The sequence below is a fragment of the Shewanella sp. POL2 genome (assembly GCF_000282755.1).
Taxonomy (GTDB): domain Bacteria; phylum Pseudomonadota; class Gammaproteobacteria; order Enterobacterales; family Shewanellaceae; genus Shewanella; species Shewanella xiamenensis.
Genome location: NZ_AKZL01000038.1, coordinates 1 through 26,400, shown reverse-complemented (window position 1 = coordinate 26,400; position 26,400 = coordinate 1). Strand labels below are relative to the sequence as shown.

Sequence of the window (26,400 nt, the reverse complement as noted above, 5' to 3'; positions counted from 1 at the left end):
TATCAAAAGCGTTTGCTGTAAGTCTAATAGCGTTGCGACAATTCAGTTTTTATTCAGCTAAGGCTCTCTATACTCGAATCCAAGCAAATAATCATAAGAGGTGCTTGGCATGGAAAATATGGCATTAAGAGTCAATATTGAAGGCAGAGAAGAGAAAGTCAGCACAGACTGGTTTGCGATTATGGCAACGCTTCAAAAGCGCGGTGTAGATTATGATTCGCTACAACGAATTCATGCTGAGCTCAATGCAGGTCTGAAAGTGACAACAAGACGGTTAACGCTGGCCAAACTGAATCTAGATATGGGACTGGCTGGGATTATTCGTGGAACGAATGAATATAACGCTGATATTCATGGTGTTTGTTAAGCAGAATAATAGGATATATAAAATTATATCCCCTTGGGTTTTCCAGCCTTCCAACCTTCACACAGCAGATTGAATTTATTGGTCGAGTCGTCAATTCGTTTCAGACGAATGACTTGACCTTCACGAAAACACAACAGCTCGCCTTCGATCTCTGTTAAGCGATTACAGCTCTTACAGCTTGTGCTGGCAGTTTTGCTGTCAGACATTTGGCTTACAAAGCTAGATTTCACAGTGTTTCCTTAACAATAAATATGAAATGGTTTAATTCAATGCGTGTATCACGGATTTTACTCCTTTTGTGATACACATTCAAATTAGTTATTGCTGAATTAACTTTAGATGAAAGTCGTATGTTATGCGCTGGAAATTTATTAATTATTGATTGATATGGGAATAATATTTATCCAGTGAAACCGACAAGCCACTTTCAAGTACAATCCGCACATGGGAAGGTTTGAGCTGCCTTGGTTCTGTTACCCCACATGCATGGGCTATTAGCGCCAAGTCGTGGTGTAGATTATGGTTATAATTGGCAACTCGGTTAGATTTATCTTTTGGATCAAGTCCTTGCTGAAGTTTTTTATTGTGTGTGGTAATTCCAGTGGGACAAGTGTCCTTGTTGCATTGCAATGCTTGAATACAGCCTAAGGCGAACATATTCCCACGGGCTGAGGCGATAAAGTCGGCGCCTAAGGCGAGTGCCCAAGCAACCCGTGAAGGGACGATGAGTTTACCAGAGGCGATCACTTTGATACGTTTACGCAGTCCACGTTGAATCAATATATTGACCAAAATAGGTAGACTTTCTTTTAGCGGTAGGCCAACACAATCCATTAAAGGTTGCGGCGCGGCACCTGTTCCACCATCGGCGCTATCTAAGGTGAAAAAGTCTGGAGCAGATGCTTCTCCACGACGTTCAATTTCATCGCAAAAATCTTCAAGCCATGTTATGTCGCCGAGTACGGCTTTTATTCCTGTGGGTTTACCCGTTACTTCGCGCACTCTGGCAATCATATCCAGAATATCGCCAACATTTTTAAACTCGATATGACCGTTGGGACTGATGGAATCTTGTCCCTGTGGAATACCGCGAATATGGGCGATTTCCTCTGTCACTTTTACGCCAGGTAGGATGCCACCTTTACCGGGTTTTGCACCTTGACTCATTTTGATTTCAAACATTTTGACTTGAGGGTGCGCTGCAATTGTTTTGAGTTTGTTATCGTCTAAATGGCCGTGCTCGTTACGAACGCCATATTTGGCGGTGCCGATTTGAAAGACTAAATCACAGCCGCCCTTTAAATGATAAGGGCTTAAACCGCCTTCACCTGTATTTAACCAACAACCTGCCTGCGCCGCACCATGGGATAAGGCGGTGATAGCGGGGCGGGACAGAGCGCCAAAGCTCATGGCAGAGATGTGGCAAATGGTATTTGTGGTGTAAGGTTCGCGGCAATCGGCGCCAATAGTTAGCGGATGAATGGGTGTAATGTCCTCATCTTGGGTCGGAAAGGCGGTATTCATAAACATAATCGTACCTGTCGTGTCCAAGGGCCGGGTCGAGCCAAATGCTATCGTTCTATCGACATTTTTAGCCGCTCTATATACCCAGCTTCGTTCTGCGCGGTTAAAGGGGAGTTCTTCCCTGTCCTGGGCAAAAAAGTATTGTCTGAAAAATTCACCTTGTTTCTCAAATAAATATCTAAAACGACCAATCACAGGATAGTTATGGCGTACTGCCTGTTTGGTTTGCAATTTGTCAGCAAAGTACATGTAGACAATGGCTAGAGCGCCAAAACCGATAATGATTAAAAACAGCCCAGATAAGAGATCTAGTCCCCACATAAACCAATTCAATTCGTGCATCTTGTTATCCTCTATTCATTGCCGTAGCGGGTGGAGATCAAGCTGGCAGCTTGTCCATCATTAATAGAAAGTAAAAACAACTGGCTGTAATCATCTTCACTGATGTTGGGAATGTCTGGTCCACCGAGAGCCTTGATGATAAGTGGCACGGTGTTGGAGTGCCCTGCAATTAAGCTGTTACCTTTAACCGCATGTACTTGTTCAACAATATGTTGGATATGGGTTTCGAGTAGGTTTTTTTGCCTCGAGCACAGTAATCGGTAAATGCCGTTCCGTTGAAATCGGTAATAAGGTTTGCTGAGTTCTTTGATATTGAGTCGCAATCAGCTGTGAAATGGGGGTACGTTTTAAGGCGCTGATAAGCGCCTGAGCACGTATATTGCCACTGGCTGAAAGGGGAGGATCGCCTGCGGGCTCATCAGCTTTTTCTGCATGTCTTACGATAATGATTAATCGATTATCGGCAATAGCTTGATTGATCGGACTAAGTCCAATGCTGGCGAAGAATAGCAGACTTATCAGTAATGATTGTATTAGCGTTCCTGAATTGAAACCGATTCTTCGATTATGCCGCAAAAAACCATGTACATACTGGGCGATTGCCATGCCTTATATCCTTATTTTATGGGCGTGTGCAAGAGTGGGGTTAGGATGGTATTGAATAAACAAACCTATTCTCTATTTGTATCATCGCATTAAGTATGAATGGTACTGCAATTTATAAAATTGCTAAAGTTGCTCAAATTTTGGTCGATAATTAAGTCTCCCCAAGTTGAGTGGACTAGCATCATGGAAATCAATAACCCTGCACAGGTACAGAGCACTTCTTCGACCCACAGTAAATATGCTGAAAACGCGGCAAATAGTGATAAGACGAAAAATGTGGATGCCACCTCTAAACAGACGGCGCAGCAAACTAGTAAGCAGTTAATGAATCAAGCAATTCTATCGGCGCAGGAAGATGTAAGCCTAAAGTCGGGTGATCAATCTATGACCTTGCTTTATCGCGCAGCAATCGAAGCGATAAACAAAGAGTTAGCTCCTTCTATGGGCGAGAACGCGATTCAAACCGCCTATGATAACGGTGTCGATACGTCCCCCGAGGCCACTGCCGATCGTATTGTGAGTTTCGCGACGCAATTTTTTAGTGTTCATCAGCAGCAAAATTCGAATATGAGTTTTGACGAACAGCTCGACAGCTTTATGACCATCATTGGTGGCGCTATCGATAATGGCTTTAAAGAGGCGAGGGATATTTTATCTGGTCTTAAAGTGTTGCAGGGCGATATTGCCGATGGTGTGGATAAAACCTATGGGCTCGTTCAAGAAGGATTACAGGCCTTTAGGGACAGTTTTAATAAAAAATCAAATGAGACTCAAGCGACTAACACTTAATTTAATCCTGCATATCTTAACTCTTAAGCCCCTTACAATAAGGGGTTTTTGTTGTGTGAATAACCGTCTATGCTAGGAGCCTATTTAACGTTTTGCTTGAGGGCGAGTTATGTGGACTAGGGGACGCGTTATTGAACGTATTGATTGGAACGACAAGTTATTTTCACTGCGGATAGCGGTCGAGTTAGCTCCCTTTATTCCCGGTCAATTTATTAAACTCAGTCAACTGCAAGATGATAAGCGTATCGCTAGAGCTTATTCCCTTGTTAATTCTCCCGATAAACCCTATGCCGAGATTTTGGCTGTTGCTGTAGAGGATGGCCAGTTATCCCCACAATTACAGAATCTTACCATCGGTGATGAAATAGAAATCACTCCAACGGCAACGGGTTTTATGACCTTAGATGAGATCCCAAAGGGAGAATTACAAGGTCGGCATTTATGGTTTTTAGCCACAGGTACGGCCATCGGGCCATTCTTATCCATGCTGGATACCGCCGAACCTTGGCAGCGTTTTGAGAAAATTGTGCTTGTCTATGGTGTGCGCGAAGCTAAAGATTTAGCCTACCTCGATAAACTAAAGGCTTATTCGATGCAATATCCAGATCAGTTTATCCTGTGTTTAACTGTGACCCGTGAAAAGCTTGATGACGCATTGCAATGTCGTATCCCCGATGGCTTAGTCTCGGGTGAAATCGAGCGGAAAGTCGGATTAACCTTAAGTGCTGCGGATTCCCAGGTGATGATTTGCGGTAATCCTGGGATGATTAGCGGCGCCCAAGCGGCATTGCTTGATAAGGGGCTCTCGAAAAATTTACGCCGTGCTCCTGGGCAAATTACCGTAGAAAAATATTGGTAATAATGAGAGTGTTTAGCATCCGTTACCAACGTATTCGTTGCTTTATAGTTGTCGTTTAGAAGGATTTTTTGATGAAGTTGCTCTGCTCCCTTGCGTCACCCTATGCTCGCTGTGTTCGTAGCTTAATCCGTTATTTAGGGATTAAAGATATTGAAGAAGTTCTCGTTAATCCAATGGAAAATACGGCACAGTTGCTTGATGTTAATCCGTTAGGTCAGATTCCTTGCCTGATCACGAATGATGGCGTGCCTATTTTCGATAGCGAAGTGATTATGCGTTATCTGGACGCAGAATTAGGTTCACAGGAAATGTTTGGCGGTCAACCTTATAACTGGGTATTGCAGTGCCAGTACTCGATGATCAAGGGATTAATTGATAGCGCGGTGAAGTTGCGCCAAGAGCAAATGCGTGAAGATGAGGGGGTGAGATCAGCTTTTTGGACATCACGTTTTGAGCAGGCTCTGCTGCGTGGGTTGATGCAGATGGAGCATCAGAGCGTGATTACTCAAGCAACCATACAAGCACCACAGTTAGCGTTAATCTGTTTGTTGGATTATATGGATTTCAGACACCCTGAACTCGATTGGCGTAAAGTTGCTCCAGCGACTGCGATCTGGTTTAGCGAAATGCGTGATTTACCTGCGTTTGTAGATACTCGCCCACAATAAATATTGTCAATGGTCGGTTAAGCGCCGGCCTTTAGGCTTATCTCGGCGATTATGTTCACCAAATGCGCCGAAGAGCTCTTTAGTCATGCCGTAGTCAACTCGGCGATCGTTACCAGCTTGGCGCCTATCGTCATAGTGTTTATAGTGGCACTGACATTGGCTTTGGGTGCAGCCTTTGATTGGAATTTCAGGCGCTTCTTTTGACAGGAAGCGTTTTCCTTTAATTGCATCGACCTGTTTGCAGCAATTTGCTTCATTTTCAATACTCACGCAGTGGAAGGCATTCAATATCGTCGTTCCGTGCTTTGCTCGTTTTGCCAAACTCGTGGTTTTGGCAAACGACTTGTGCTGCTTTTGACTATTTTGGTAGGTCATAAATATCACTAGTCCAAGAATAGTAATGAAGAGTAGTAGCATGCTAAACATAATACCTCCCAACTATTTTTAAAAATTAAGATTCAGTTTAGTTTGGTTTGAGATAATTCGCCTTTTTATATCTTAAATTCATTAAAAACAAAAAGTTATACTAACTATTGCTCTCCTCAAGTCGATCAATTACTCTTGCGAAACTGATAACTATTATCATTTTTAATCTAAGAACGACTCACGTTTGACGTCATCATTTTGAGGAGAAATCGCGAATGAAATGGGTAACTTGTGCCGCTTTAATTGGGTTAATATCGGTTGCACAGTCTGCACATGCGGATGAAAAATTAACGGTTTATTCCTATCGTCAAGCATTTTTGGTTGAGCCCATCTTGAAGCGCTTTACTGAAGAAACAGGCATTGGCGTGAATGTGGTGTTTGCCAAAGACGGGATTGCCGAACGTATCGCCCGTGAAGGTCGCTTATCGCCCGCCGATCTAGTGTTAACTTCAGATTTTTCTCGTTTGGTCGAATTAGTCGAAAAAGATCTGACTTCTCCAGTGAAAAGTTCGCAGCTCAATAGCAATATTCCCGCGCAATACCGCGATCCGGATGGGCAATGGTATGCCTTGACGATGCGTGTTCGTAACCTCTATACGGCAAAAGATCGCTTAGGCCCACAAGCGATTAGTTATGAAGAACTCGCCGATCCTAAATACAAAGGTAAGATTTGTACTCGCAGCGGTAAGCATCCTTACAACATCGCCTTGGTGGCTTCGATGATTGCTCATCACGGTGAGGCGGACACGAAAACGTGGCTACAGGGCGTGAAAACTAACTTAGCCCGCAAGCCTCAAGGTAACGATCGCGGACAGGTTCAAGCGGTAAAAGAAGGCCTATGTGATATCGCGATTGGTAACAGCTACTACTATGGCAATATGCTGCAAGATCCGGAGCAAAAGAGCTGGGCTGAAGCCGTGGTGATTAATTTCCCGAATCAGGCTGACCGCGGTGCCCATGTCAATGTTTCAGGTATGGTGCTTACTCGCCACGCGCCGAATAAAGACAATGCTATCAAGTTGATGGAATTCCTCTCTGGCGATGTGGCGCAAAAAGCCTATGCCGAAGTGAATATGGAATATCCAGTAAAAGCCGATGTTGCACCTTCAACCTTAGTGGCCTCTTGGGGCGAGTTTAAATCTGATAAGTTGCCGATTTTCAAGCTGGCCGAATATCACCAAGCAGCAGTGAAATTGTTAGATGAAGTGCAGTTTGACCTCTAGTTAGGCAGTTAAATCGATAAGTGCGCCATTAATTGGCGCACTTGTTTAAAGGAGCCACATGATTTTAGGATTAGCCAGAAGCTGGTCGCTTACTGGTTATGCCATAGCTGTGCTACTGGTGTTACCCCTCGTTGCGTTACTTCTTCAAGCGGCTCAGCCCGATGAGGCCGTTTTTGGTCATCTACTTTCTACTGTATTACCGACATACATCACTAATAGCTTATGGTTGATCCTGTGGGTGAGTACTGGCTCACTCTTGCTAGCGTTGCCCTGCGCTTGGTTAATGGCGCGCTGTGAATTTGTCGGTAGACGGTATTTGCAATGGGCTTTGTTATTGCCCTTGGCCATGCCAGCCTACATTGTTGCCTACGTGTATACGGATTTATTTGATTACGCCGGCCCAGTACAAAGGAGTTTGCGCGCGCTCTTTGGTTGGAGCTCACCGCAGGATTACTTTTTCCCTGATATTCGCACCTTAGGTGGTGCAGCGTGTGTGTTATCGCTGGTGTTATTTCCCTATATTTATCTGTTAGCGCGTACCGCGTTTATGGAGCAATCCTTAAGTTTGGCGCATGCATCAAGGATCATGGGCTGCTCGCCTTGGCAGAGTTTTTGGCGTTTATCTTTGCCAATGGCAAGGCCCGCCTTGGCCGTGGGTGTGGCATTAGTGGCGATGGAAACCGCAGCGGATTTTGCCACAGTTAACTACTTTGCCGTGCCAACCTTAACGACAGCCGTATATGACACTTGGTTGGGCTATGGCAATTTAACCGCCGCGGCAAAGCTCTCGGCCATTATCCTGCTGGTGGTGTTTAGCTTGATTGGCGTTGAGCGTTTTGCCCGCCGTAAGCAGCAGTTATTCCAAAAACAGTCCCGCATTCAAGCGAGCGATTTATATCGGCTCTCACCAATGCAAACCCTGTTTGCCCTCGGTTATTGCATCACCTTGTTACTGCTGGCCTTTGTGCTGCCAAGCGGAATTTTACTCTCCTACGCTATCGGTTATTTTGAGCAGAGCTGGGATTCGATTTTCTGGCAATTGAGCGTGAATAGCTTGAGCCTCGCGCTCATTACTAGCCTAGTGTGCTGCGCGATTGCATTGATATTGATGTTTATTCGCCGTGTGAGCCCAAGGACGAGTGATGCATTGCCATCGCGCTTGGCTTCAACTGGCTATGCTTTACCCGGAACGGTACTTGCCATTGGTGTATTGGTGCCATTAACCCTGCTCGATTTTGCGATTAACGACGTCGCCGATTGGTTGGGGATGGCAGGCCCTGGGCTCTTGCTCACTGGCAGTACGGCTGCGCTGGTTTTTGCTTTTTGTGTGCGCTTTGTGGCCATTGCGATTGGCAGTGTTGAGACTAGCTATAAACGCATCTCGCCCTCATTAGACATGGTGAGTCTAACACTTGGGCAAAGCCCTCGACGTTTGCTCCAAAGAGTGCATCTGCCGCTGCTCACTAAGGGATTATTTGCCGGGGCGCTGCTGGTGTTTATCGAAAGTATGAAAGAATTACCGGCGGCATTGTTGCTGCGTCCCATAGGTTTTGAGAATCTTGCGACCTATGTCTTCCAGTTTGTCTCAGACGAAAAGCTTGAATATGGCGCCTTGCCCGCCATTGTGATTGTGCTCGTGGGTTTAGTCCCGCTGATTTATTTAAACCGTTCTTTGGAGCAAGATAGCCGATGACCAGTACGCTCAATCTTCATCAAGTTCATAGCGATTATCAGGGCCAACAGGTACTCAAAGGCTTAGATTTAACCCTGGCACAAGGGGAAATCCTTGCGCTGCTCGGCCCAAGTGGCTGCGGCAAAACCACCTTGCTGAGGGCGGTGGCAGGATTGCAGGCGATTAGCCAAGGTGAGATCCAAATCAATGGCAAGACGGTCAGCGGCGCAGGGCAATTTGTGCCGAGTGAGCAACGGGGCATAGGGATGATTTTCCAAGACTATGCTTTGTTCCCCCATTTGACCGTCGCCGAGAATATTCTCTTTGGTGTGGCAAAATTAACGCCAGCGCAGCGCAAGGCGCGGTTAGATGACATGCTCGCCCTAGTAAAACTTGAAGGCTTAGCCAAGCGTTATCCCCATGAGTTGTCAGGTGGTCAGCAGCAGCGGGTGTCGATTGCCCGCGCATTAGCCTATGAGCCGCAATTACTGTTACTCGACGAGCCTTTTTCGAATATCGATGCACAGGTGCGCCACAGTATGATGGCGGAGATCCGCAGCATTCTAAAGCAGCGTAATGTTAGTGCGGTTTTTGTTACCCATAGCAAAGATGAGGCCTTTGTGTTTGCCGATACCTTGGCCATTTTTAATCAAGGTGTGATAGTACAACATGGCCGAGCGGAAGACTTATATGCCGCACCAAATAGCCGCTATGTGGCTGATTTTCTGGGAAGTGGCAACTATTTACCCGCCGAGGTCGTTGATGGCCACCGTGTTGTCACTCCTATTGGTGAGCTGCGAAGCCTCACGCCCTTGTCAAAGTCTAATGCATTTAATGGCCAAGTGTTTTTGCGGCCACAGCAATTGGCGCTCAGTGCCGATGATGCGGGCGTAGGGACAATTACCGAGCGGCGCTTCCTCGGCGCATTTTGCCATTATTGGGTAAAAGTCGAGGCGGCATCCCACGCCCATTATGTTGAAGTGCGTAGCCAAATTATGCAGTTCAATGTTGGTCAGCGAGTGGGCTTAAATACTGAGCCACATTCCCTAGTGCTATTTGAGTCTTAATGCCTAGGCCGAACTCGATATGCCAGTGTCTCAGCAGAAAGCATGACATTTTTGCTTACGTTTAACTTGGGTAAAAAACACCTAGATTGCTGATATTTTCAGCCTTCCTTGTTACCTTAATTCCTCCAGAGTGGGAGGAATTATGATAAAAACAATAAAATCAATTTGTACCTTAGTCACAGTGGCGACAGCAATGTCGTCATCGGGAGTGTTAGCCATGGATAGGATCACGGGTAAAGCCTTTGCGACGCGCTCAGAAGTGTATGCCACCCACGGAATGGCGGCGACCAGTCAACCGCTGGCGACACAGGTCGCGATTGATGTATTAAAACAGGGCGGCAGCGCTGTGGATGCAGCCATTGCAGCGAATGCCATGCTGGGCTTAGTCGAGCCGACTGGCTCGGGTGTTGGTGGTGATTTATTTGCCATCGTCTGGAGTGCTAAAGATAAAAAGCTCTATGGCCTTAATGCCTCTGGTCGCAGCCCCAAATCCTTAACGCTAGAGAAGCTAAAATCCCTCGGATTAGATTACTTGCCTCCTTTGGGGCCGCTACCCGTATCCGTTCCTGGTGCGGTGGATGGATGGTTCGAACTGCACGATAAGTTCGGCAAGTTACCAATGGCCGATAATTTAGCCCCAGCGATTCGTTATGCCCGCGAAGGTTTCCCTGTCTCCGAGTTGATTGCCTATTACCTTGAGGGCAGCGGTAAAAAGCTCGCTCAATTCCCCGGTTTTAAAGAAACCTATATGCCCAATGGCAAGATGCCTGCGGTGGGCGAAATCTTCAAAAATCCTGCACTGGCAAACACCTATGAGAAAATTGCTAAAGGCGGCCGCGATGCCTTTTACAAGGGGGACATTGCCAAAAGTATTGATAAGTACATCAAGGCTCAAGGGGGCTATTTAAGTTATGAAGACTTAGCCAGCCATACCAGTGACTGGATTGAACCCGTATCGGTCAATTACCGTGGTTACGATGTGTGGGAGCTACCGCCAAATGGTCAGGGGATTGCCGCGCTACAGATCTTAAAAACTATGGAACCCTTCGATGTCGCCGCCATGGGCTTTAATAGTCCCGAATATGTGCACTTATTTGTAGAGGCCAAAAAACTCGCCTTTGCCGATCGCGCGAAATTTTATGCCGATATGGCCTTTAACAAGGTGCCTGTAAAAGAGTTGATCTCGCAGCAGTATAATTACGATCGCGCCAAGTTAATTGATTTAAACAAGGCGGCTAAGAGTGTCGATGCGGGCAATCCTGCGCTGCAACATGGGGATACTGTGTATCTCACTACCGCGGATAAAGACGGCAACATGGTGTCGCTGATCCAGAGTAACTACCGCGGCATGGGCTCAGGTATGACGCCGCCGGATCTCGGCTTTGTGCTGCAAGATCGCGGGCAGATGTTCGATCTCACCGAAGGTCGATTTAATACCTATGCGCCGGGTAAGCGGCCCTTCCATACCATTATTCCCGCCTTTGTGACCAAAGACGGTAAACCTTGGCTCAGTTTTGGGGTGATGGGCGGTGCAACACAGCCGCAAATGCATGCGCAGATTATTATCAATCTGATTGATTTTAAAATGAACTTGCAAGAAGCAGGTGATGCCCCCAGAATTTTACACTCAGGTTCGACTGAGCCTACGGGGGAGATAATGAATGACGGTGGCTATGTGAGCCTTGAATCAGGCTTCCCCGTCGAAACTCGCCGTGAGCTGATGAAGAAAGGCCATGTGCTTCGCGATGTTCTCGGTGATTTCGGTGGCTATCAAGCCATTGGCTTTAATGCTGAAACTGGCGTTTACCGCGGTGCATCCGAAAGCCGAAAGGATGGTTATGCTGCAGGATATTAACGCATCACTCGTTTTGCTCTACTGAAGCGAATGCAGAATAGACAACATTGACGAGGCGTAATGGCCTCGTCAATTTTTATATTTCAGCCTCAAAAGGCCTTTACATCACAAAGACGGACAAACTGTGCGTTACTTAATGTCATTTTCAGGTAAAGTTGCGGATAATATTGCCGAAAATGAATCGACAACAGGGTGATAACCAGATGGATATTCAAAATATGCCGCGTGAACAGTTAGGTGTGTGTGCAGAGGGAAACTTACATAGCGTCTATTTGATGTTTAATGCGAGCGACAACGATAACGTTGAATCGCAATTGCGTCCCTGTATTGCCAACGTTGCGCAGTATATTTATGAGTTGACGGATCAGTATTCCGACAGTGCATTCAATGGTTTTGTGGCCATAGGCGCCAACTATTGGGACAGTCTCTATCCCGATGCTCGCCCAGAAATGCTTAAGCCTTTCCCGGCGATGCAGGCGGGTAACCGCGAGGCGCCTGCTATCGAATACGATCTGTTTGTGCATCTTCGTTGCGATCGTTACGACATTTTGCATTTAGTCGCCAACGAAATCAGCCAAATGTTCGAAGACTTAGTCGAGCTAGTGGAAGAAGAGCGCGGCTTTAGATTTATGGATAGTCGCGACTTAACGGGCTTTGTGGATGGCACCGAAAACCCGAAAGGGCGTCATCGCCAAGAGGTCGCCTTGGTTGGGGATGAAGACCCTGAATTTAAGGGCGGCAGCTATATTCACGTACAAAAGTACGCCCACAACTTGAGTAAGTGGCATAGATTACCGCTTAAAAAGCAAGAAGATATTATCGGTCGTACCAAGCAAGACAACATCGAATACGAGTCGGAAGATAAGCCATTAACCAGCCATATCAAGCGGGTAAACCTCAAGGATGAAAACGGCAAGTCCATCGAGATTTTGCGCCAGAGCATGCCTTACGGCTCGCTCAAAGAACAAGGTTTGATGTTTATTTCAACCTGCCGCACACCGGATCACTTCGAGAAGATGCTCCATAGCATGGTGTTTGGCGATGGTGCGGGTAATCACGATCACTTGATGCACTTCACCAGCGCATTGACGGGTTCTTCTTTCTTCGCCCCAAGCTTAGATTTTTTGATGCAATTCGATAATTAACCCTTAGCAAATCGCGACTAAACGCACTGAGCCTTAAAACCTCAGTGCGTTTTTGTTTGTGGGCTTAGCTCGCCGCTGTCCACTTATTGATATCGAGCTGCCATTGCTGAGCGGTAAAATCGATAAAGGCGCGCACTAGCGCTTGTTGGTAGCTGCGAGATAAGTACACGGCCCAGAGGGTTTGGCCTGGCGCCGTGTATTCGGGGAGCACTTCTTGCAGTTGACCGCTGGCCAGATAGGGATTGGCTAAGTCACAGGGCAAGTAGGCAATCCCATGCCCGCGCAACGCGGCGCTGACCAGCACTCCCATTTCATTGGCCATCAGATTCCCCATAGGTTTAATCAGCTCACTCTGTTGCTCCTTGAGTAGCTGCCAATGTTGCTGCGAACTATGGATAAGGCAATTATGGCTGAGCAGATCGTTAGGGAGGGTTAACGGCTCGGCTTGAGCCAAGTAACTGGGCGCAGCACATAAAACGGCATCAATGCTCATCAGTTTACGGGCGATTAGATTCTCATCTGGCTGCTCGGTATAGCGCAGTGCTACGTCCACCCGCTCATCCACCAACTGGGCAAAACTGTCCGACATTAACAGCTGAATATTGACCTTAGGATGCAATTTTATAAAGCGATCGACCACATCAAACAGACTGTGCTGCCCAAGTCCGACGGGTGTGGCAATACGAATACTGCCGACTAATTCAGTGTTATGACTATGGGCGCGGCTTTCCATTGCGGCGACTTCGCTCAGCACCCGCTGACAATATTGCAGGGCTTCTTCACCCTGTAAGGTCAGGCTAACGCTGCGGGTGGTGCGGTGTAGCAGGCGTAAACTGAGCCACTGCTCAATTTCTTGAATATGGCGAGAAACCTGTAAACGACTGAGATCGAGGTGTTCTGCGGCCTTAGTAAAGCTGCCACAGTTAGCCACTTCGATAAAGCTACGCATGGCGGCGATTTTATCCATATATAATTACACCCATTAGTATCTCAATCTGAAACAATCCTGCTCATTTATCGATATTTATCACGCTAAGTATCGCAAGTAAACTGGTCTCAATTTAAATCAGCAGTGAGACTTATCAAATGAAAATTGCAGTATTAGGTGCATCGGGTTGGATTGGCGGAACCATTTTAAATGAAGCCTTAAGCCGTGGTCATGACGTCGTTGCCTTAGTGCGTGACCCAAGCAAGCTTGGTGAAACGGCGGCAGAAGTGCGTAGTGTTGACCTGACTCAGCCATTAACCGCTGAAACCTTTGCAGGCGTGGATGTGTTAATTGCTTCAGTGGGCGGCCGCGCCGAGCAGAATCACGGCTTAGTGGCGAAAACAGTTAATAATCTATTAGCCGTATTGCCACAGGCTAAAGTGCCACGTTTATTGTGGGTCGGTGGGGCTGGTAGTCTAGAAGTGGCACCGGGAGTAACCTTGGTTTCAAGCCCAGATTTCCCGCCCGCTTATAAGGATGAAGCTCTGGCTCAAGGTGAAGCATTAAAGGCATTTCGCGCCGCCAACACCACTGTTAACTGGACTTTTGTCAGCCCAGCGGCAGAGATCTACCCTGGTGCAAGCGAAGGCTCTTACCGTTTAGGTGGCGATAGCTTCTTTACCGATGCAAATGGCCGTAGCCGGATTTCGGTGAGTGATTACGCCAAAGCCATGCTCGATGAAGCAGAAAAAGCGGCGCATCCCAATCAAAGGATCAGTGTGGCTTACTAAGGCTGAGGAGTTTCGGCTAAATACTGTAACGTAAGCGGGACACAAGCCCTGAAATTAGGGTAATCCTGGACTGAAAAGCGTACAGTGGAAATAGAACAGGTCAGCAAGCTGACCTGTTTTTTTATTCTGCGTAGTTGAATAAAGATTTGATGGTTTCCAAGGTATCGGCGATATCTTGAATGCTAGATGGACAAATAAAGATCGTATCGTCACCCGCAATGGTTCCCAAAATCCCTTCAGGTTTACCGATGGAGTCTAACAAACGAGCAATTAATTGTGCGGCGCCTGGGCTAGTGCGGACAACAATCATCGCTTGGTTATGGTCAACATCGAGTACTAAATTCTTTAACGGGCTGCCCGCAGTGGGCACGCCTAATTCGGCAGGTAAGCAATAAACCATCTCCTGCTTAGCGTTGCGAGTGCGCACGGCACCGAACTTGCTGAGCATACGAGACACTTTAGATTGGTTTATATTAGTAAAGCCTTCTGCTTGTAAGGCGGTGACGATTTCACTCTGGGAGCCAAAGCGCTCCTCTTTTAAAATCGCCTTAAAAATTCTAACAAGGTCATCCTGATTCTTGGTCGTTTGCATAGTCTTATTCTTTATTCAAAAAAACAGGCTTATTCTGAATAGTTTTGGTTAAACTGTCAACAAATAACCATAATGACTGAATAAAAATGCAGTTAACTCACTTTATGCTAATTCATTTATAAATGTATTTGTTGAACTAGAGTAAATATTCAACATTGCAACGCGCTGTTTTAGTAAATCTTTGAATCAACGACTAAGGGATAATTGAAATTAGCGTGACATTCCAGTAATGTGACGCCAACGCAAATTAGATCCATGTCACACATATCCGAGAAATAACGGAGATAACTATGAAAGTTGCTGTACTTGGTGCTGCTGGTGGTATCGGCCAGGCTCTTGCCCTACTGTTAAAAACTCAATTACCTGCGGGTTCTCAACTGTCTCTATACGATATCGCACCGGTAACTCCGGGTGTTGCGGTTGACTTGAGTCATATCCCAACTGCGGTTGAAATCAAAGGTTTTGCTGGTGAAGATCCAACGCCTGCCCTCGTGGGTGCTGACGTTGTGCTTATCTCTGCTGGTGTTGCACGTAAACCTGGTATGGATCGTTCAGATCTGTTCAATATCAACGCGGGTATCGTTCGCAACCTGATCGAGAAAGTGGCTGTTACTTGCCCTAAAGCGCTCGTGGGTATTATCACTAACCCAGTAAACACTACAGTTGCTATTGCTGCTGAAGTGCTGAAAAAAGCAGGTGTTTACGATAAGAACCGTTTATTCGGCGTGACCACTCTGGACGTTATCCGTTCTGAGACTTTCATCGCTGAATTAAAAGGCTTAAACGTTGCTGACGTTAAAATCAACGTGATCGGCGGCCACAGTGGCGTGACTATTCTGCCATTACTGTCTCAAGTTGAAGGCGTGACTTTCTCTGATGAAGAAGTGGCTTCTTTAACTAAACGTATCCAAAACGCGGGTACTGAAGTGGTTGAAGCTAAAGCCGGTGGCGGCAGCGCGACCCTGTCTATGGGTCAAGCGGCATGCCGTTTCGGTATGTCTCTGGTTCGTGGTCTGCAAGGCGAAGCTAACATCGTTGAATGTGCTTACGTTGACGGCGGCAGCGAACACGCTGAATTCTTCGCTCAACCAGTATTGTTAGGCAAAAACGGTATCGAAAAAGTACTGCCTTACGGTGAAGTGAGCGCATTCGAAGCTAACGCCCGTGATTCTATGTTAGATACGCTGAAAGGCGATATCAAACTAGGCGTTGATTTCGTTAAGTAATTCTTCTGAATTATGAGAAGACGGAGCCGAATGGCTCCGTTTTTTTATGCTTTAAACTTTGTTCTCTAAACAGGGGTTCTTAATCTTGAGTCTCGCTATTTGGGGAGTTGGCATTGGCTGTCACAGCGGGCTTTACCCGTCAGTAGATAGGAAATACGGTATCTGTGCTTGGCGAATCTCAGGTAGCACCAATCCGCGATAGGTTTGATAAGCGGTAAGCGTAGCGCTTGTACCCAAGGGCGAGTGCCTGTTAGCGCCCATGCTTTGCAGGTGACATCCAGCCCGAGCAGCACTTGGCCGGAGGCGGTTTCGCCATGGAGAATGGTATTGGCGTAGTCTTTATCGATATAGCTGAATCTTGAGCTGAAATTGTCAGCATTAAGATCCACCAGTTCAATTCTATCGTCGGGATCGCGCGCTTTGAGTTGGCGCATTTCGGCGCTACATAATGGGCAATTGCCATCGAAAAAAATCCGCAGTTCCATTAGGTCTACCTCTTACAGTGTGTCCCTGAGTATACGCAGTTGCCAGGCATTTAGATCGACATGTTTACGGTTTTAATTATTATACACTCTTGGCTAGAGGCATTAAGCAATTGCGATGAGTGACGTGATTGTGTGATTACGTGATTGTGCGATTAACAATCTGCCAAATGCGTTTGCTTTTAATCAGTGCTTGGCAAATAACAGGATGGATATGACAGCTCCCATTATTATCACTGGCGTGGGTAAACGTATTGGTTACGCCCTCGCGAAACACTTGCTCGCCCAAGGGCACAAGGTGATTGGCACCTATCGCAGCCATTATCCCAGCATCGATGAGTTGCAGTCTTTGGGCGCGACCTTAATGCAATGCGACTTTTACGATAATGCGCAGCTCCAAACCCTGATTGAGCAATTGAGCCAATACCCCAAAATCCGCGCTATTATCCATAATGCCTCTGACTGGTTGCCAGACAACAGCCCAAGCCTTGCCCCCCATGAGGTGATGCAGCGCATGATGCAGGTGCATGTGAGCGTACCCTATCAAATAAACCTAGCCTTAGCCTCGCAATTACGTGCGGGAGCCGAGGGTGAGATTGGCGCCAGCGATATTATCCATTTCACCGACTATGTGGCCGAAAAGGGCAGTGCCAAGCACATGGCTTATGCGGCCAGTAAAGCGGCGCTAGATAATTTAACCTTATCCTTTGCGGCTAAATTAGCGCCCGAGGTCAAAGTGAATGCGATTGCGCCGGCGATGATCCTTTTTAATCCAAGTGATGATGAAGCCTATCGACAAAAGACCTTAGCCAAGGCCATCTTGCCAAAAGAAGCTGGAAATCAGGAGATTATTGCCTTAGTGGATTATCTATTGGCGAGCCGTTATGTCACGGGGCGCAGCCACAATGTCGATGGTGGGCGGCATTTAAGGTAAAAAAGAATCTAGAACGGCCTGCGGCCTCTAGAACGCCATTGCATGGCTCTAGATTCTAGATTCAAGAAGAAGCCCTTATGGAGCGACGCTCTGCTTTTTCTAGCAGCGAAGCGCTCTAGCTTCTAGTTTCTTGCACCTACTTTTCAAAACTCCCATACTCGACTTGGGGTGATGATGGTCGGCAAGGGCACATCCCAATGTTCGCATGGCAGACTCGGTACTTGCTGGCAATCATGGGCATAACCCATCGGCAGTGGTCTGCCTTTGCTGTGCCAATTAGCTAGCGTTCTGTCGTAATAGCCGCCGCCCATGCCCATGCGATTGCCTTTGATATCAAAGGCAACCAGCGGGGTGATCACCACATCGAGTTGCTCAACGGATATAACGTTACGCACATCTAGCCGTGGCTCTAAAATGCCGAATTGATTCGGTAGCATTACCGAGTCGGCGTGGTAATGCAAAAACAATAATTGCCCTGCATTAAAGGGGTGCAGCCGTGGCAGATAGGTTTGAATACCTTGTTGCCAAAGCGCTTCGATAAGCGGGGCGGTTGCAAGTTCGCCATCGTGGGTGAGGTAAAGCGCGACATGCTGGGCCTTCAGCGCGCTGAGCTTTTCGAGCATTCGTTGACCTGCGGCAAGGCTTGCCTTGGTTTGCACCTCTGTCGAAAGTGAGCGGCGGGCCAAACGTATTTGTTTGCGTAATTCGGCGCGGCTGAGAGTTGGGCTTAGGCTTAGCGTTGGACTTAGATTTGGGCTTAGCGACTTGGTATCAATTTCAGGCTGAGTGCCGTGTGGCCCCTTGACTGTTGGGGCCGAAGTGTTTGATACAGGTGAAGTGATAGACATAAATAAGATGCTCCCCAGAATGCCGCTACCGGTGTAGCCCTTGAACCGTAGGTTCAAGGCGGGTAAATGATTACCTCCTAAGGCTTCTCGGTACGAGCCGAGCATGCTCAATGTCAGTAAAGCATTCACCCTGAGATCAAAATTATCGGCACAGGGACATTACCAGTTGGCCTGCATCCCAGGGAGCAAAAACGGTATTGAATCGCTAATCGTTTGGCTTAAAAAAGTATAGGCCAGTTAGCCATTCACTGTGCAACTCTTCTCAGATAGATGGTGCTTGGCACCGAGTGCACAGTCTAAAACTATTTGGTTGAACGCTCAACTAAGGCGTTTTCCAAGGTTGACTGCAACAGGCTGATGCGGTCATCCATTTGTTTCATATAATGCTTATTCTTTTGCTTTTCTTGGTACAACTCGTGGCCAATATTCAGCGCCGCCATAATGGCAATTTCTTCGCGGCTTAAGCTATTAGTGCGATTTTTTAGGGTGGTGAGTTGCTGCTCAACCCCTTGAGCCACAATACGTAGGGCATCTTCCTGACCTTTCGGACAGGCGATAGAGTAGGTGCGCCCCAGCAGGGTGATTTCAACTGCACTGTTACTCATTCGAAGATGATCCTTTCGTTGGCATCGATAGGGCGGACTATATAGGGCTGATATTAAAAGTGCAAGGTAAGCCGCTGATGGATTGCACATTCGCCGTTTTGTTTGCTGCTTGTGTGAGCAGTTGCCGGAATTTTTATCTTCAACCCTAAGAATGCCGGATCAGAGTTGGTTCAAGTCTTTAACTCTGCTAGCATTGCTGCTGGAAAATTCTGATTGGAATCTGATATGGCGACCCCTCCTTCGTTACGTATCGAAAGCTTAAAAATAGCCCTCGATGCGGCTGAAATTGGTCAGCATCCCGTGGAAGTTCACGGTGCTCTTGTGGGTTTAATCTGCGGCGGTGTAGATCAAACTGGTGATTTGTGGATTAAACCGTTATTTGACCTGATGAACGATGGTCAGCCTTTGCCTGCACCTTTACATCAATTGGTGTGTGAGTTGTTCCAAGACTCGGTTGCCCGTTTGAGTGACTTTGATTTTGGTTTTATGCCGTTGCTTCCCGAAGAGGAAGAATCCCTCAGTCACCGAGTTGAGGCGCTATCGCTTTGGACGCAAAGCTTTTTAACGGGCATTGCGATTATCCAGCCTAAGCTCAATAAAGCCTCCGCTGAAGTGCGTGAAGTGATTAAAGATCTGGCCGATATCGCTCAAGTGGAATTCGATGTGACCGACGATGAAGAGTCGGAAACCGCCTATATTGAATTGCTGGAATTTGTGCGCATTGCTGCGATTTTGTGTTACTCCGAGTTTGGCCCAGAGCCGAGCCATGAAGAGAGTGATGATCCTGCGGTGATCCATTAATCCCTAAAAGAGAAAGGCGGAGCGATTCCGCCTTTTATTGTTTTTCAAATCTAACATCCTGATGGCGAAACGCTTTTAGCCATGCCATAGCTTGAATGAGAACCCCATGACGGTAGCAGAGCACATGGATAATTCAGTTCAAAATGTCGATATTGCCATTGTCGGTGGCGCCATGGCGGGTGCGACCCTCGCGTTAGCTTTGGCTCGTTTGTCTGGTACTGAAAAACCGTTATCAATTGCCTTAATCGAGGCGCATCTTCCCGATAACAATCACCCCGGTTTTGACGCCCGTTCTATCGCCATTGCCCATGGTTCTATCTTCGAGTTATCCCGTTTAGGTTTATGGCCAAAATTGGCGCATTTAGGCACAGCAATCAAAGATATCCATGTGTCCGATCGCGGCCATTTTGGCATGACGGAACTCAACGCCAGTCAGTTCCATTTAGATGCGCTGGGCCAAGTCGTCGAGCTGGAAAGGGTCGGCCAAGTGCTGTTTAGCGAGCTTAACAAAACTCAGGTTAAGCGCTATTGCCCTGCCAAACTGTCAGCGTTAATTCCCGATATCGACAGCCACACGCTGGTGCTGGATTCCGGCGAGCGGATTTGTGCCAAGCTGGTGGTCGCCGCCGATGGCTTGCAGTCTAAGGTGCGCAGCAGTTTTAATCTGCCCATTACCCAAGTGGCGTTCGAGCAAACTGCGATTATCGCCAATCTACAAACCGATAAGCCGCATCAGCATTGGGCCTACGAACGATTTACTGAAACAGGCCCACTGGCGTTATTGCCGATGGCAGATAGCCAAGGCCAGCCGCGTTTATCCCTCGTCTGGGCACTCGATAATCACCGCGCGCAAGCGATGCTCACCGCGCCTAAAGCTGAGTTTTTGGCTGCGTTGCAGCAAGCCTTTGGTTATCGCGCCGGCCAGTTTATCGATGTCAGCGAGCGCCATGCTTATCCGTTAAACCTGTCTTATATGCCAAGGCCTATTCACCATAGATGCGTATTTATTGGTAATGCGGCGCAGACGTTACACCCGATTGCGGGGCAGGGATTTAACTTAGGCCTTCGGGATGTGGTGAGCCTGCTTGAAGTGCTCAACACTGCGCGAGAGCAGGGTGAAGATATCGGCGGTGTCGCCGTCACCCATGGCTATTTGCAGGCCCGTGAGGCGGATAGAAACAGCACTATTCGCAATATTGAATTTTTAGTCCGTGGCTTCTCTAACCAATATTGGCCCCTGGCCCTTGGGCGTAATCTAGGATTGCGGCTGTTGTCTTGGTTCCCGCCACTGAAAACCCCCGTCGCTCAAAAAGCGATGGGCTGGAAATAATCATTACTGGTATCGCAACGCGAAAAGGATGTACCCATGTTAAGTTCACAAGCCTATGACATTGCCATTGTGGGTGGCGGCATGGTGGGACTCGCCACCGCGATAGGATTGGCGCAGGCCGATCTTAATGTTGTCGTTATCGATGCGGGCCACACAGAGGCCGTGAGCGGTGAGCCAAGGCTTAGGGTTAGCGCCATCAACAAGGCGAGCCAACGTTTGCTGGAGCACCTCGGCGCTTGGCACTATGTCGATGCCAGCCGCGCGACGCCCTATCAAAAAATGGCGGTATGGGATAAAGACGGTTTTGGCAAAATCGCCTTCGATGCCAGTAGCATCAGTGAACCTAGCCTTGGCGCGATTATCGAAAACGACGCCATCAGCTACGCCCTCGCCAAGCGTGCCAGTGAATTTGACAATATCACCCATATCGAAAACCAACGCTTAGAGCGTATCGCCTTTGGTGAGCGTGAAGCTTGGTTGACTCTCGCCAATGGTGCTGAGATAGAAAGTGTGAGCGCCGCACTTGTGATTGCCGCCGATGGTGCCAATTCTTGGGTGCGTGAACAATGTAAGATCCCGTTAACCTTCTGGGATTATGGCCACCATGCGATCGTGGCGACCATTCGAAGCGAGATGCCGCACCTTGCCACCGCTCGCCAAGTGTTTTTGCAGGATGGCCCGCTGGCCTTCTTGCCGTTATATGAAGAAAACCTCTGCTCCATCGTCTGGTCAGTGCCGCCCGAGCGCGCCACTGAATTACTGGCAATGGACAAAGTGCAATTTGAGCGCAATCTCACCGCCGCCTTCGATGGCCGCCTTGGGATTTGCAAGCTTGAGAGTGAACGCCAAGCCTTCCCACTGCGGATGCGCTACGCCCGCCATTTTGCCCGCCACCGTTTAGTGCTCGCGGGGGACGCAGCCCACACCATTCATCCATTAGCGGGCCAAGGGGTAAACCTTGGCTTCCTCGATGCCGCCAGCATTATCGAAGTGATTAGCGAATTACAGCAAGCGGGTAAGGATATTGGCGATTATGCCGAGCTGCGCGCCCTAGAGCGTTGGCGCAAGGCCGATGCGATGGAGATGATCGCGGCGATGGAAGGCTTTAAGCGCCTGTTCGAGGGTTCAAACCCAGTTAAAAAGGCCATTCGCGATCTGGGACTGAATCTGGTCGATAATGTCGCTGGGCTGAAAACAGTGTTCATGCAACAGGCCATGGGTAATAAGTCGTCGCTGCCCAAGTTATGTCGCTAGCCTCGGTTGCGCTAATGTGATCAGAATTGCCGCAATTATCAGCGATTTGATTGCAAGCTGCGCAAATCTCGCTTTCGCATGTAAAAAAATTACATGTTGAAGATGAGAAAATCTAATGACACTGGCTTCGGATTAGAAAAATCTCCTGTATACAAATTTGTGACGCAAGGTATAATTTCGCCGCATTTTAGACCCTAGTACTTATACCAATCACGATAAATATCTGATTAATTCAGAGCGAATCAGGCGTTGCAGTGACAGACGCATTGAGACCGAAAGAACCCCTTTCAAATTGATGCATCGTGGAAGTGAAATGCCGATTAGCCAGATATTTAGCCGGATTTGTATCACCCTACGCTAGGCAGAGACCTGAAGAAGGCCGCAAAAAAGGGATAACAATGGCTAATAAAACTGTTCTGTTTAACAAGCACTTAGAATCAAACGCTAAGATGGTTGACTTCCACGGTTGGGATATGCCCCTCAACTATGGTTCACAAATCGAAGAACACCACGCCGTGCGTCAAGACGCAGGTATGTTCGACGTGTCCCACATGACTGTGGTTGATGTGACCGGAACCGACGCTTGTGCATTCCTCCGTAAGTTGCTCGCCAACGATGTGGCCAAACTTAAAGTTCCTGGTAAAGCCTTATACGGCGGCATGTTAGATGACAATGCCGGCATCATCGACGACCTAATCACTTACTACCTCACCGACACTTTCTACCGTGTTGTTGTTAACAGCGCGACCCGCGAAAAAGACTTAGCCTGGATCGCCAAACAATCCCAAGGTTTTGATGTCACAGTGACCGAGCGTCCTGAGCTGGCGATGATCGCCGTTCAAGGTCCTAACGCTAAGGCCAAAGCCGCCGCCGTATTCAGTAGCGAGCAAAATGCCGCCATCGAAGGTATGAAACCTTTCTTCGGTAAGCAAGCGGGTTCTCTGTTCATTGCGACCACAGGTTACACTGGTGAAGCGGGCTACGAGATCATCGTGCCAGAAGCGGAAGCCGAAGCTCTGTGGCAAGCTCTGTTAGATCAAGGCGTTAAACCCTGTGGTTTAGGCGCCCGCGATACATTACGTCTCGAAGCCGGTATGAACCTCTACGGCTTAGATATGGACGAAACCATCAACCCGCTGGCCGCCAACATGGGCTGGACCATTGCATGGGAGCCAACCGACCGTGACTTTATTGGTCGTAAGGCGCTTGAAGCCCTGCGCGATGCGGGAACCGACAAATTAGTCGGCCTGGTGATGGAAGAAAAAGGCGTGTTACGCCATGATATGCCAGTATTTTTCACCGATGCAGCGGGTGTTGAGCAGCAAGGCGTGATCACTAGCGGTACTTTCTCACCTACATTGGGCTATTCTATTGCGATGGCGCGTGTTCCTAGTTCAATTGGGGATACGGCGGAAGTCGAGATGCGTAAAAAGCGCGTGGCTGTTAGAGTAGTAGCGCCAAACTTTGTGCGCAACGGTAAACAAGCATTTTAAAAAAACGGAACAAGGAACAAGAACAATGAGCAATATTCCGACAGAACTGAAATACGCCTCTTCACACGAATGGATCCGCAAGGAAGAAGACGGTAGCTACACTGTGGGTATCACTGAGCACGCTCAAGAGCTGTTAGGTGACATGGTTTTCGTTGAGCTGCCAGAAGTGGGTGACACTGTCACGGCGGGCGACGACTGTGCAGTGGCGGAATCAGTGAAAGCGGCTTCTGACATCTACGCGCCAATCTCTGGTGAAGTGATTGCCGTCAACGAAGCACTGGAAGATTCTCCAGAGCTGGTAAACAGCGACGCTTACGGCGAAGGCTGGTTCTTCCGCGTTATGCCTTCTGATGAATCAGAAGTTGACGCTCTGCTCGATGCAGAAGGTTACCAAGCTGTAATCGACGAAGAATAATCGTCGACGCTAACGAAGCCCTCAGGGGCTTCGTTTGTTTTAGCGCAAGTTTGACATAACAATAGCCCGTTTATCAGTACCCTACAGTCCTGAGCGACGGCAAATCTGGAACAAGGTTTATCATGACCAAGCAAACCCTCACTCAGTTAGAACAGCACGATTTATTCTTACGTCGCCATATCGGCCCAGATAGCAGCCAACAACAAGAAATGTTGAACTACGTTGGTGCTGAGTCTTTGGACGATCTGACCGCGCAAATCGTGCCTGAGTCGATCCGTTTAAGCCAAGAGTTGAGCATTGGTGATTCCTGCGGCGAAGCCGAAGGTTTGGCCTACATTCGTGGTTTAGCCAAACAAAACCAAGTCTTCAAAAGCTACATTGGTATGGGTTACTACGGTACCCAAGTGCCTAATGTGATTTTACGTAACGTCTTAGAAAATCCAGGTTGGTACACGGCGTACACGCCCTATCAGCCAGAGATCGCCCAAGGCCGTTTAGAAGCCATTCTAAACTTCCAACAAGTGTCGATGGATTTAACCGGTTTAGATTTAGCATCAGCTTCACTGCTGGACGAAGCGACCGCCGCCGCCGAAGCGATGGCGCTGGCTAAGCGTGTATCTAAAGCCAAAAAAGCCAACATTTTCTTCGTAGCCGATGACGTATTCCCACAAACCTTAGACGTAGTGAAGACTCGCGCTGAGTGTTTTGGTTTTGAAGTGGTGGTGGGTCCTGCCCATGAAGCGGTAAACCACGAGCTGTTTGGTGCTTTGTTCCAATATTCAAACCGTTTCGGTCAAATCACTGACTTCACCGACTTATTCGCCGAATTACGCGCGAAAAACGTGATTGTGACTGTGGCTGCCGACATCATGGCATTAGTGTTACTCAAGTCACCGGGTGCCATGGGTGCCGACGTGGTCTTCGGTAGCGCGCAGCGTTTTGGCGTGCCAATGGGCTTTGGTGGTCCACATGCAGCCTTCTTCGTGGCCCGTGACGAGCACAAACGCTCTATGCCTGGCCGTATCATCGGTGTGTCAAAGGACACCCGTGGTAACCGCGCACTGCGTATGGCGATGCAAACTCGCGAGCAGCATATCCGCCGCGAAAAAGCCAACTCAAACATTTGTACCGCGCAAATTCTGTTAGCGAACATGGCGTCTTTCTACGCCGTATTCCACGGCCCACAGGGCCTGAAAACCATCGCATCACGCATCAACCGCTTTGCTGATATCTTAGCCGCGGGCTTACAAGCTAAAGGCGTGAGCTTAGTGAACACAACTTGGTTCGATACCATCAGCATCAAAGGCTTAGACGTTGCAGCAGTCAATGCACGCGCGCTGGCTGCTGAAATGAACCTGCGTTTCGATGCTGACGGCATCGTCGGCGTGAGCTTAGATGAAACCACTATCCGCAGCGATATCGAAGCGCTGTTCGATGTGATTTTAGGTGCTGGCCATGGCTTAGACGTTGCCGCATTAGATGCGCAAATCGTGGCGCAAGGTAGCCAATCGATTCCTACCTCTTTAGTGCGTCAAGATGCCATCCTGAGCCACCCAACCTTCAATCGCTACCAAAGCGAAACCGAGATGATGCGTTATATCAAGCGTCTCGAAAGCAAAGACTTAGCACTGAACTACTCAATGATTTCATTGGGTTCATGCACCATGAAGTTAAACGCTGCGGTTGAAATGATCCCAGTCAGCTGGCCAGAATTTGCCAACATGCACCCATTCTGCCCACTGGATCAAGCCAAGGGTTACACTCAACTGATTGAAGAACTGTCTTCATGGTTAGTGAATGTCACAGGTTACGATGCCGTGTGTATCCAACCTAACTCAGGCGCTCAGGGTGAATACGCGGGTCTGCTGGCGATTCGTAAATACCACGAGTCTCGCGGGCAGGCCCACAGAAACATCTGCTTAATCCCACAATCTGCCCACGGTACTAACCCCGCATCGGCGCAATTAGCGGGTATGCAAGTTGTTGTGACTGCCTGTGATAAGCAAGGTAACGTGGATTTAGACGATCTGAAGGCCAAAGCGGCTGAAGTGGCAGAAAACCTGTCATGTATCATGATCACTTACCCATCGACCCACGGTGTGTACGAAGAATCTATCCGCGAAATCTGCAACATTGTGCACCAGCACGGTGGTCAAGT

At 48.0% G+C, this 26,400-nt stretch carries 26 protein-coding genes, 1 other RNA gene and 1 pseudogene; 18 read left to right on the top strand and 10 right to left on the bottom strand.

Annotation, left to right across the window (positions count from 1 at the left end):
- The first annotated feature begins 109 nt into the window (after positions 1–109).
- The gene (locus SHEWPOL2_RS11925) at positions 110–367 is read left to right on the top strand and encodes a hypothetical protein (RefSeq protein ID WP_037414299.1); all 258 of its coding nucleotides are present in this window, start codon (positions 110–112) and stop codon (positions 365–367) included.
- 23 nt (positions 368–390) lie between these two features.
- Here SHEWPOL2_RS11925 and SHEWPOL2_RS11920 read toward each other — a convergent pair whose 3' ends face one another.
- The 3 genes and pseudogenes from SHEWPOL2_RS11920 to SHEWPOL2_RS11910 form a co-directional block, all read right to left on the bottom strand.
- Positions 391–597, bottom strand: coding sequence for a hypothetical protein (locus SHEWPOL2_RS11920; RefSeq protein WP_037414301.1), 207 nt, complete (start codon positions 595–597; stop codon positions 391–393).
- A gap of 145 nt (positions 598–742) precedes the next feature.
- Entirely contained in the window at positions 743–2,233 is a 1,491-nt protein-coding gene (locus SHEWPOL2_RS11915; protein WP_037428495.1) for an FMN-binding glutamate synthase family protein, read from the bottom strand.
- Positions 2,234–2,244: 11 nt separating this feature from the next.
- Positions 2,245–2,839 (bottom strand): annotated as a pseudogene (locus SHEWPOL2_RS11910) (phosphoglycerate mutase family protein).
- 183 nt (positions 2,840–3,022) lie between these two features.
- On the opposite strand from SHEWPOL2_RS11910, the gene SHEWPOL2_RS11905 reads away from it, so the two are divergent.
- The 3 genes from SHEWPOL2_RS11905 (at position 3,023) to SHEWPOL2_RS11895 (ending at position 5,155) form a co-directional block, all read left to right on the top strand.
- Positions 3,023–3,628 (top strand): DUF5610 domain-containing protein, encoded by a 606-nt coding sequence (locus tag SHEWPOL2_RS11905; protein ID WP_037414307.1) that lies wholly within the window; start codon positions 3,023–3,025, stop codon positions 3,626–3,628.
- A 109-nt stretch (positions 3,629–3,737) separates the two neighbouring features.
- A complete protein-coding gene (locus SHEWPOL2_RS11900) occupies positions 3,738–4,487 on the top strand; it encodes a ferredoxin--NADP reductase (protein ID WP_037428492.1) in 750 nt (249 codons plus the stop codon).
- Positions 4,488–4,558: 71 nt separating this feature from the next.
- Positions 4,559–5,155 (top strand): glutathione S-transferase N-terminal domain-containing protein, encoded by a 597-nt coding sequence (locus tag SHEWPOL2_RS11895; protein ID WP_037428490.1) that lies wholly within the window; start codon positions 4,559–4,561, stop codon positions 5,153–5,155.
- A gap of 6 nt (positions 5,156–5,161) precedes the next feature.
- Here SHEWPOL2_RS11895 and SHEWPOL2_RS11890 read toward each other — a convergent pair whose 3' ends face one another.
- Positions 5,162–5,581: a hypothetical protein gene (locus SHEWPOL2_RS11890; RefSeq protein WP_037428488.1), complete on the bottom strand. Its 420-nt coding sequence runs from the start codon at positions 5,579–5,581 to the stop codon at positions 5,162–5,164.
- A gap of 215 nt (positions 5,582–5,796) precedes the next feature.
- Between SHEWPOL2_RS11890 and SHEWPOL2_RS11885 the strand changes: the two genes are divergently transcribed.
- The 5 genes from SHEWPOL2_RS11885 to SHEWPOL2_RS11865 all read left to right on the top strand — a co-directional run bounded on the left by SHEWPOL2_RS11885 (position 5,797) and on the right by SHEWPOL2_RS11865 (position 12,543).
- The gene (locus tag SHEWPOL2_RS11885; protein WP_037428486.1) at positions 5,797–6,804 is read left to right on the top strand and encodes a Fe(3+) ABC transporter substrate-binding protein; all 1,008 of its coding nucleotides are present in this window, start codon (positions 5,797–5,799) and stop codon (positions 6,802–6,804) included.
- Positions 6,805–6,862: 58 nt separating this feature from the next.
- Positions 6,863–8,497 carry an iron ABC transporter permease gene (locus tag SHEWPOL2_RS11880; protein ID WP_037428484.1) on the top strand — a complete coding sequence of 545 codons (1,635 nt, stop codon included), beginning with the start codon at positions 6,863–6,865 and terminating at the stop codon, positions 8,495–8,497.
- Positions 8,494–9,543, top strand: a complete 1,050-nt coding sequence (locus SHEWPOL2_RS11875; protein ID WP_037428482.1) for an ABC transporter ATP-binding protein — start codon at positions 8,494–8,496, stop codon at positions 9,541–9,543. The genes SHEWPOL2_RS11880 and SHEWPOL2_RS11875 overlap by 4 nt, the downstream gene beginning before the upstream one ends.
- 142 nt (positions 9,544–9,685) lie before the next feature.
- Positions 9,686–11,398 (top strand): gamma-glutamyltransferase, encoded by a 1,713-nt coding sequence (gene ggt / locus SHEWPOL2_RS11870; RefSeq protein ID WP_037428480.1) that lies wholly within the window; start codon positions 9,686–9,688, stop codon positions 11,396–11,398.
- 203 nt (positions 11,399–11,601) lie between these two features.
- Positions 11,602–12,543 (top strand): Dyp-type peroxidase, encoded by a 942-nt coding sequence (locus SHEWPOL2_RS11865; protein WP_037414323.1) that lies wholly within the window; start codon positions 11,602–11,604, stop codon positions 12,541–12,543.
- 64 nt (positions 12,544–12,607) lie between these two features.
- On the opposite strand, the gene SHEWPOL2_RS11860 is transcribed toward SHEWPOL2_RS11865, so the two are convergent.
- Positions 12,608–13,510 (bottom strand): LysR family transcriptional regulator, encoded by a 903-nt coding sequence (locus SHEWPOL2_RS11860; RefSeq protein WP_037428477.1) that lies wholly within the window; start codon positions 13,508–13,510, stop codon positions 12,608–12,610.
- Positions 13,511–13,629: 119 nt separating this feature from the next.
- Between SHEWPOL2_RS11860 and SHEWPOL2_RS11855 the strand changes: the two genes are divergently transcribed.
- A complete protein-coding gene (locus SHEWPOL2_RS11855) occupies positions 13,630–14,262 on the top strand; it encodes an NAD(P)-dependent oxidoreductase (protein WP_037428474.1) in 633 nt (210 codons plus the stop codon).
- Positions 14,263–14,383: 121 nt separating this feature from the next.
- Here the strand turns inward: SHEWPOL2_RS11855 and argR are convergent, their stop codons facing one another.
- A complete protein-coding gene (gene argR, locus SHEWPOL2_RS11850; RefSeq protein WP_011071072.1) occupies positions 14,384–14,854 on the bottom strand; it encodes a transcriptional regulator ArgR in 471 nt (156 codons plus the stop codon).
- Positions 14,855–15,144: 290 nt separating this feature from the next.
- Between argR and mdh the strand changes: the two genes are divergently transcribed.
- On the top strand, positions 15,145–16,080 hold the full coding sequence (gene mdh / locus SHEWPOL2_RS11845; protein WP_037414331.1) for a malate dehydrogenase: 936 nt from the start codon (positions 15,145–15,147) through the stop codon (positions 16,078–16,080).
- Between the two features lie 95 nt (positions 16,081–16,175).
- Here mdh and SHEWPOL2_RS11840 read toward each other — a convergent pair whose 3' ends face one another.
- Positions 16,176–16,565: a DUF393 domain-containing protein gene (locus tag SHEWPOL2_RS11840; protein ID WP_037428472.1), complete on the bottom strand. Its 390-nt coding sequence runs from the start codon at positions 16,563–16,565 to the stop codon at positions 16,176–16,178.
- Positions 16,566–16,776: 211 nt separating this feature from the next.
- Here SHEWPOL2_RS11840 and folM point away from each other — a divergent pair, with 211 nt between their 5' ends.
- Positions 16,777–17,496, top strand: a complete 720-nt coding sequence (folM, locus tag SHEWPOL2_RS11835; RefSeq protein ID WP_037428524.1) for a dihydromonapterin reductase — start codon at positions 16,777–16,779, stop codon at positions 17,494–17,496.
- A gap of 143 nt (positions 17,497–17,639) precedes the next feature.
- Here folM and SHEWPOL2_RS11830 read toward each other — a convergent pair whose 3' ends face one another.
- The 3 genes from SHEWPOL2_RS11830 to zapA form a co-directional block, all read right to left on the bottom strand.
- Positions 17,640–18,344, bottom strand: coding sequence for a 5-formyltetrahydrofolate cyclo-ligase (locus tag SHEWPOL2_RS11830; RefSeq protein ID WP_037428521.1), 705 nt, complete (start codon positions 18,342–18,344; stop codon positions 17,640–17,642).
- Positions 18,345–18,351: 7 nt separating this feature from the next.
- A non-coding RNA gene (gene ssrS, locus SHEWPOL2_RS22485) (6S RNA) lies at positions 18,352–18,532 on the bottom strand.
- A 114-nt stretch (positions 18,533–18,646) separates the two neighbouring features.
- The gene (gene zapA, locus SHEWPOL2_RS11825) at positions 18,647–18,949 is read right to left on the bottom strand and encodes a cell division protein ZapA (RefSeq protein ID WP_037414335.1); all 303 of its coding nucleotides are present in this window, start codon (positions 18,947–18,949) and stop codon (positions 18,647–18,649) included.
- 225 nt (positions 18,950–19,174) lie between these two features.
- On the opposite strand from zapA, the gene SHEWPOL2_RS11820 reads away from it, so the two are divergent.
- From SHEWPOL2_RS11820 to gcvP, 6 genes are all read left to right on the top strand, one after another.
- Complete coding sequence (locus SHEWPOL2_RS11820; RefSeq protein WP_037428468.1) at positions 19,175–19,750, top strand: UPF0149 family protein; 576 nt, start codon at positions 19,175–19,177, stop codon at positions 19,748–19,750.
- Between the two features lie 106 nt (positions 19,751–19,856).
- Positions 19,857–21,080: a 2-octaprenyl-6-methoxyphenyl hydroxylase gene (gene ubiH, locus SHEWPOL2_RS11815; RefSeq protein WP_037428466.1), complete on the top strand. Its 1,224-nt coding sequence runs from the start codon at positions 19,857–19,859 to the stop codon at positions 21,078–21,080.
- Positions 21,081–21,116: 36 nt separating this feature from the next.
- Positions 21,117–22,334, top strand: a complete 1,218-nt coding sequence (locus SHEWPOL2_RS11810; RefSeq protein WP_037428463.1) for an FAD-dependent monooxygenase — start codon at positions 21,117–21,119, stop codon at positions 22,332–22,334.
- Positions 22,335–22,732: 398 nt separating this feature from the next.
- Positions 22,733–23,827, top strand: coding sequence for a glycine cleavage system aminomethyltransferase GcvT (gene gcvT / locus SHEWPOL2_RS11805; RefSeq protein WP_037428462.1), 1,095 nt, complete (start codon positions 22,733–22,735; stop codon positions 23,825–23,827).
- 25 nt (positions 23,828–23,852) lie between these two features.
- Positions 23,853–24,242, top strand: a complete 390-nt coding sequence (gcvH, locus tag SHEWPOL2_RS11800; protein ID WP_011071083.1) for a glycine cleavage system protein GcvH — start codon at positions 23,853–23,855, stop codon at positions 24,240–24,242.
- Positions 24,243–24,364: 122 nt separating this feature from the next.
- A partial coding sequence (gcvP, locus tag SHEWPOL2_RS11795; RefSeq protein ID WP_037428459.1) for an aminomethyl-transferring glycine dehydrogenase occupies positions 24,365–26,400 on the top strand: 2,036 nt, incomplete at its 3' end.

Coding starts and splice junctions, on each gene's coding strand:
- gcvH (WP_011071083.1), top strand. CDS start 23,853: ATGAGCAATATTCCGACAGAACTGAAATACGCCTCTTCACACGAATGG.
- zapA (WP_037414335.1), bottom strand. CDS start 18,949: ATGAGTAACAGTGCAGTTGAAATCACCCTGCTGGGGCGCACCTACTCT.
- SHEWPOL2_RS11925 (WP_037414299.1), top strand. CDS start 110: ATGGAAAATATGGCATTAAGAGTCAATATTGAAGGCAGAGAAGAGAAA.
- SHEWPOL2_RS11865 (WP_037414323.1), top strand. CDS start 11,602: ATGGATATTCAAAATATGCCGCGTGAACAGTTAGGTGTGTGTGCAGAG.
- ggt (WP_037428480.1), top strand. CDS start 9,686: ATGATAAAAACAATAAAATCAATTTGTACCTTAGTCACAGTGGCGACA.
- SHEWPOL2_RS11885 (WP_037428486.1), top strand. CDS start 5,797: ATGAAATGGGTAACTTGTGCCGCTTTAATTGGGTTAATATCGGTTGCA.
- SHEWPOL2_RS11840 (WP_037428472.1), bottom strand. CDS start 16,565: ATGGAACTGCGGATTTTTTTCGATGGCAATTGCCCATTATGTAGCGCC.
- mdh (WP_037414331.1), top strand. CDS start 15,145: ATGAAAGTTGCTGTACTTGGTGCTGCTGGTGGTATCGGCCAGGCTCTT.
- SHEWPOL2_RS11890 (WP_037428488.1), bottom strand. CDS start 5,581: ATGTTTAGCATGCTACTACTCTTCATTACTATTCTTGGACTAGTGATA.
- SHEWPOL2_RS11855 (WP_037428474.1), top strand. CDS start 13,630: ATGAAAATTGCAGTATTAGGTGCATCGGGTTGGATTGGCGGAACCATT.
- gcvT (WP_037428462.1), top strand. CDS start 22,733: ATGGCTAATAAAACTGTTCTGTTTAACAAGCACTTAGAATCAAACGCT.
- SHEWPOL2_RS11860 (WP_037428477.1), bottom strand. CDS start 13,510: ATGGATAAAATCGCCGCCATGCGTAGCTTTATCGAAGTGGCTAACTGT.
- folM (WP_037428524.1), top strand. CDS start 16,777: ATGACAGCTCCCATTATTATCACTGGCGTGGGTAAACGTATTGGTTAC.
- ubiH (WP_037428466.1), top strand. CDS start 19,857: ATGACGGTAGCAGAGCACATGGATAATTCAGTTCAAAATGTCGATATT.
- SHEWPOL2_RS11830 (WP_037428521.1), bottom strand. CDS start 18,344: ATGTCTATCACTTCACCTGTATCAAACACTTCGGCCCCAACAGTCAAG.
- SHEWPOL2_RS11900 (WP_037428492.1), top strand. CDS start 3,738: ATGTGGACTAGGGGACGCGTTATTGAACGTATTGATTGGAACGACAAG.
- argR (WP_011071072.1), bottom strand. CDS start 14,854: ATGCAAACGACCAAGAATCAGGATGACCTTGTTAGAATTTTTAAGGCG.
- SHEWPOL2_RS11880 (WP_037428484.1), top strand. CDS start 6,863: ATGATTTTAGGATTAGCCAGAAGCTGGTCGCTTACTGGTTATGCCATA.
- SHEWPOL2_RS11905 (WP_037414307.1), top strand. CDS start 3,023: ATGGAAATCAATAACCCTGCACAGGTACAGAGCACTTCTTCGACCCAC.
- SHEWPOL2_RS11875 (WP_037428482.1), top strand. CDS start 8,494: ATGACCAGTACGCTCAATCTTCATCAAGTTCATAGCGATTATCAGGGC.
- SHEWPOL2_RS11820 (WP_037428468.1), top strand. CDS start 19,175: ATGGCGACCCCTCCTTCGTTACGTATCGAAAGCTTAAAAATAGCCCTC.
- SHEWPOL2_RS11915 (WP_037428495.1), bottom strand. CDS start 2,233: ATGCACGAATTGAATTGGTTTATGTGGGGACTAGATCTCTTATCTGGG.
- SHEWPOL2_RS11895 (WP_037428490.1), top strand. CDS start 4,559: ATGAAGTTGCTCTGCTCCCTTGCGTCACCCTATGCTCGCTGTGTTCGT.
- SHEWPOL2_RS11810 (WP_037428463.1), top strand. CDS start 21,117: ATGTTAAGTTCACAAGCCTATGACATTGCCATTGTGGGTGGCGGCATG.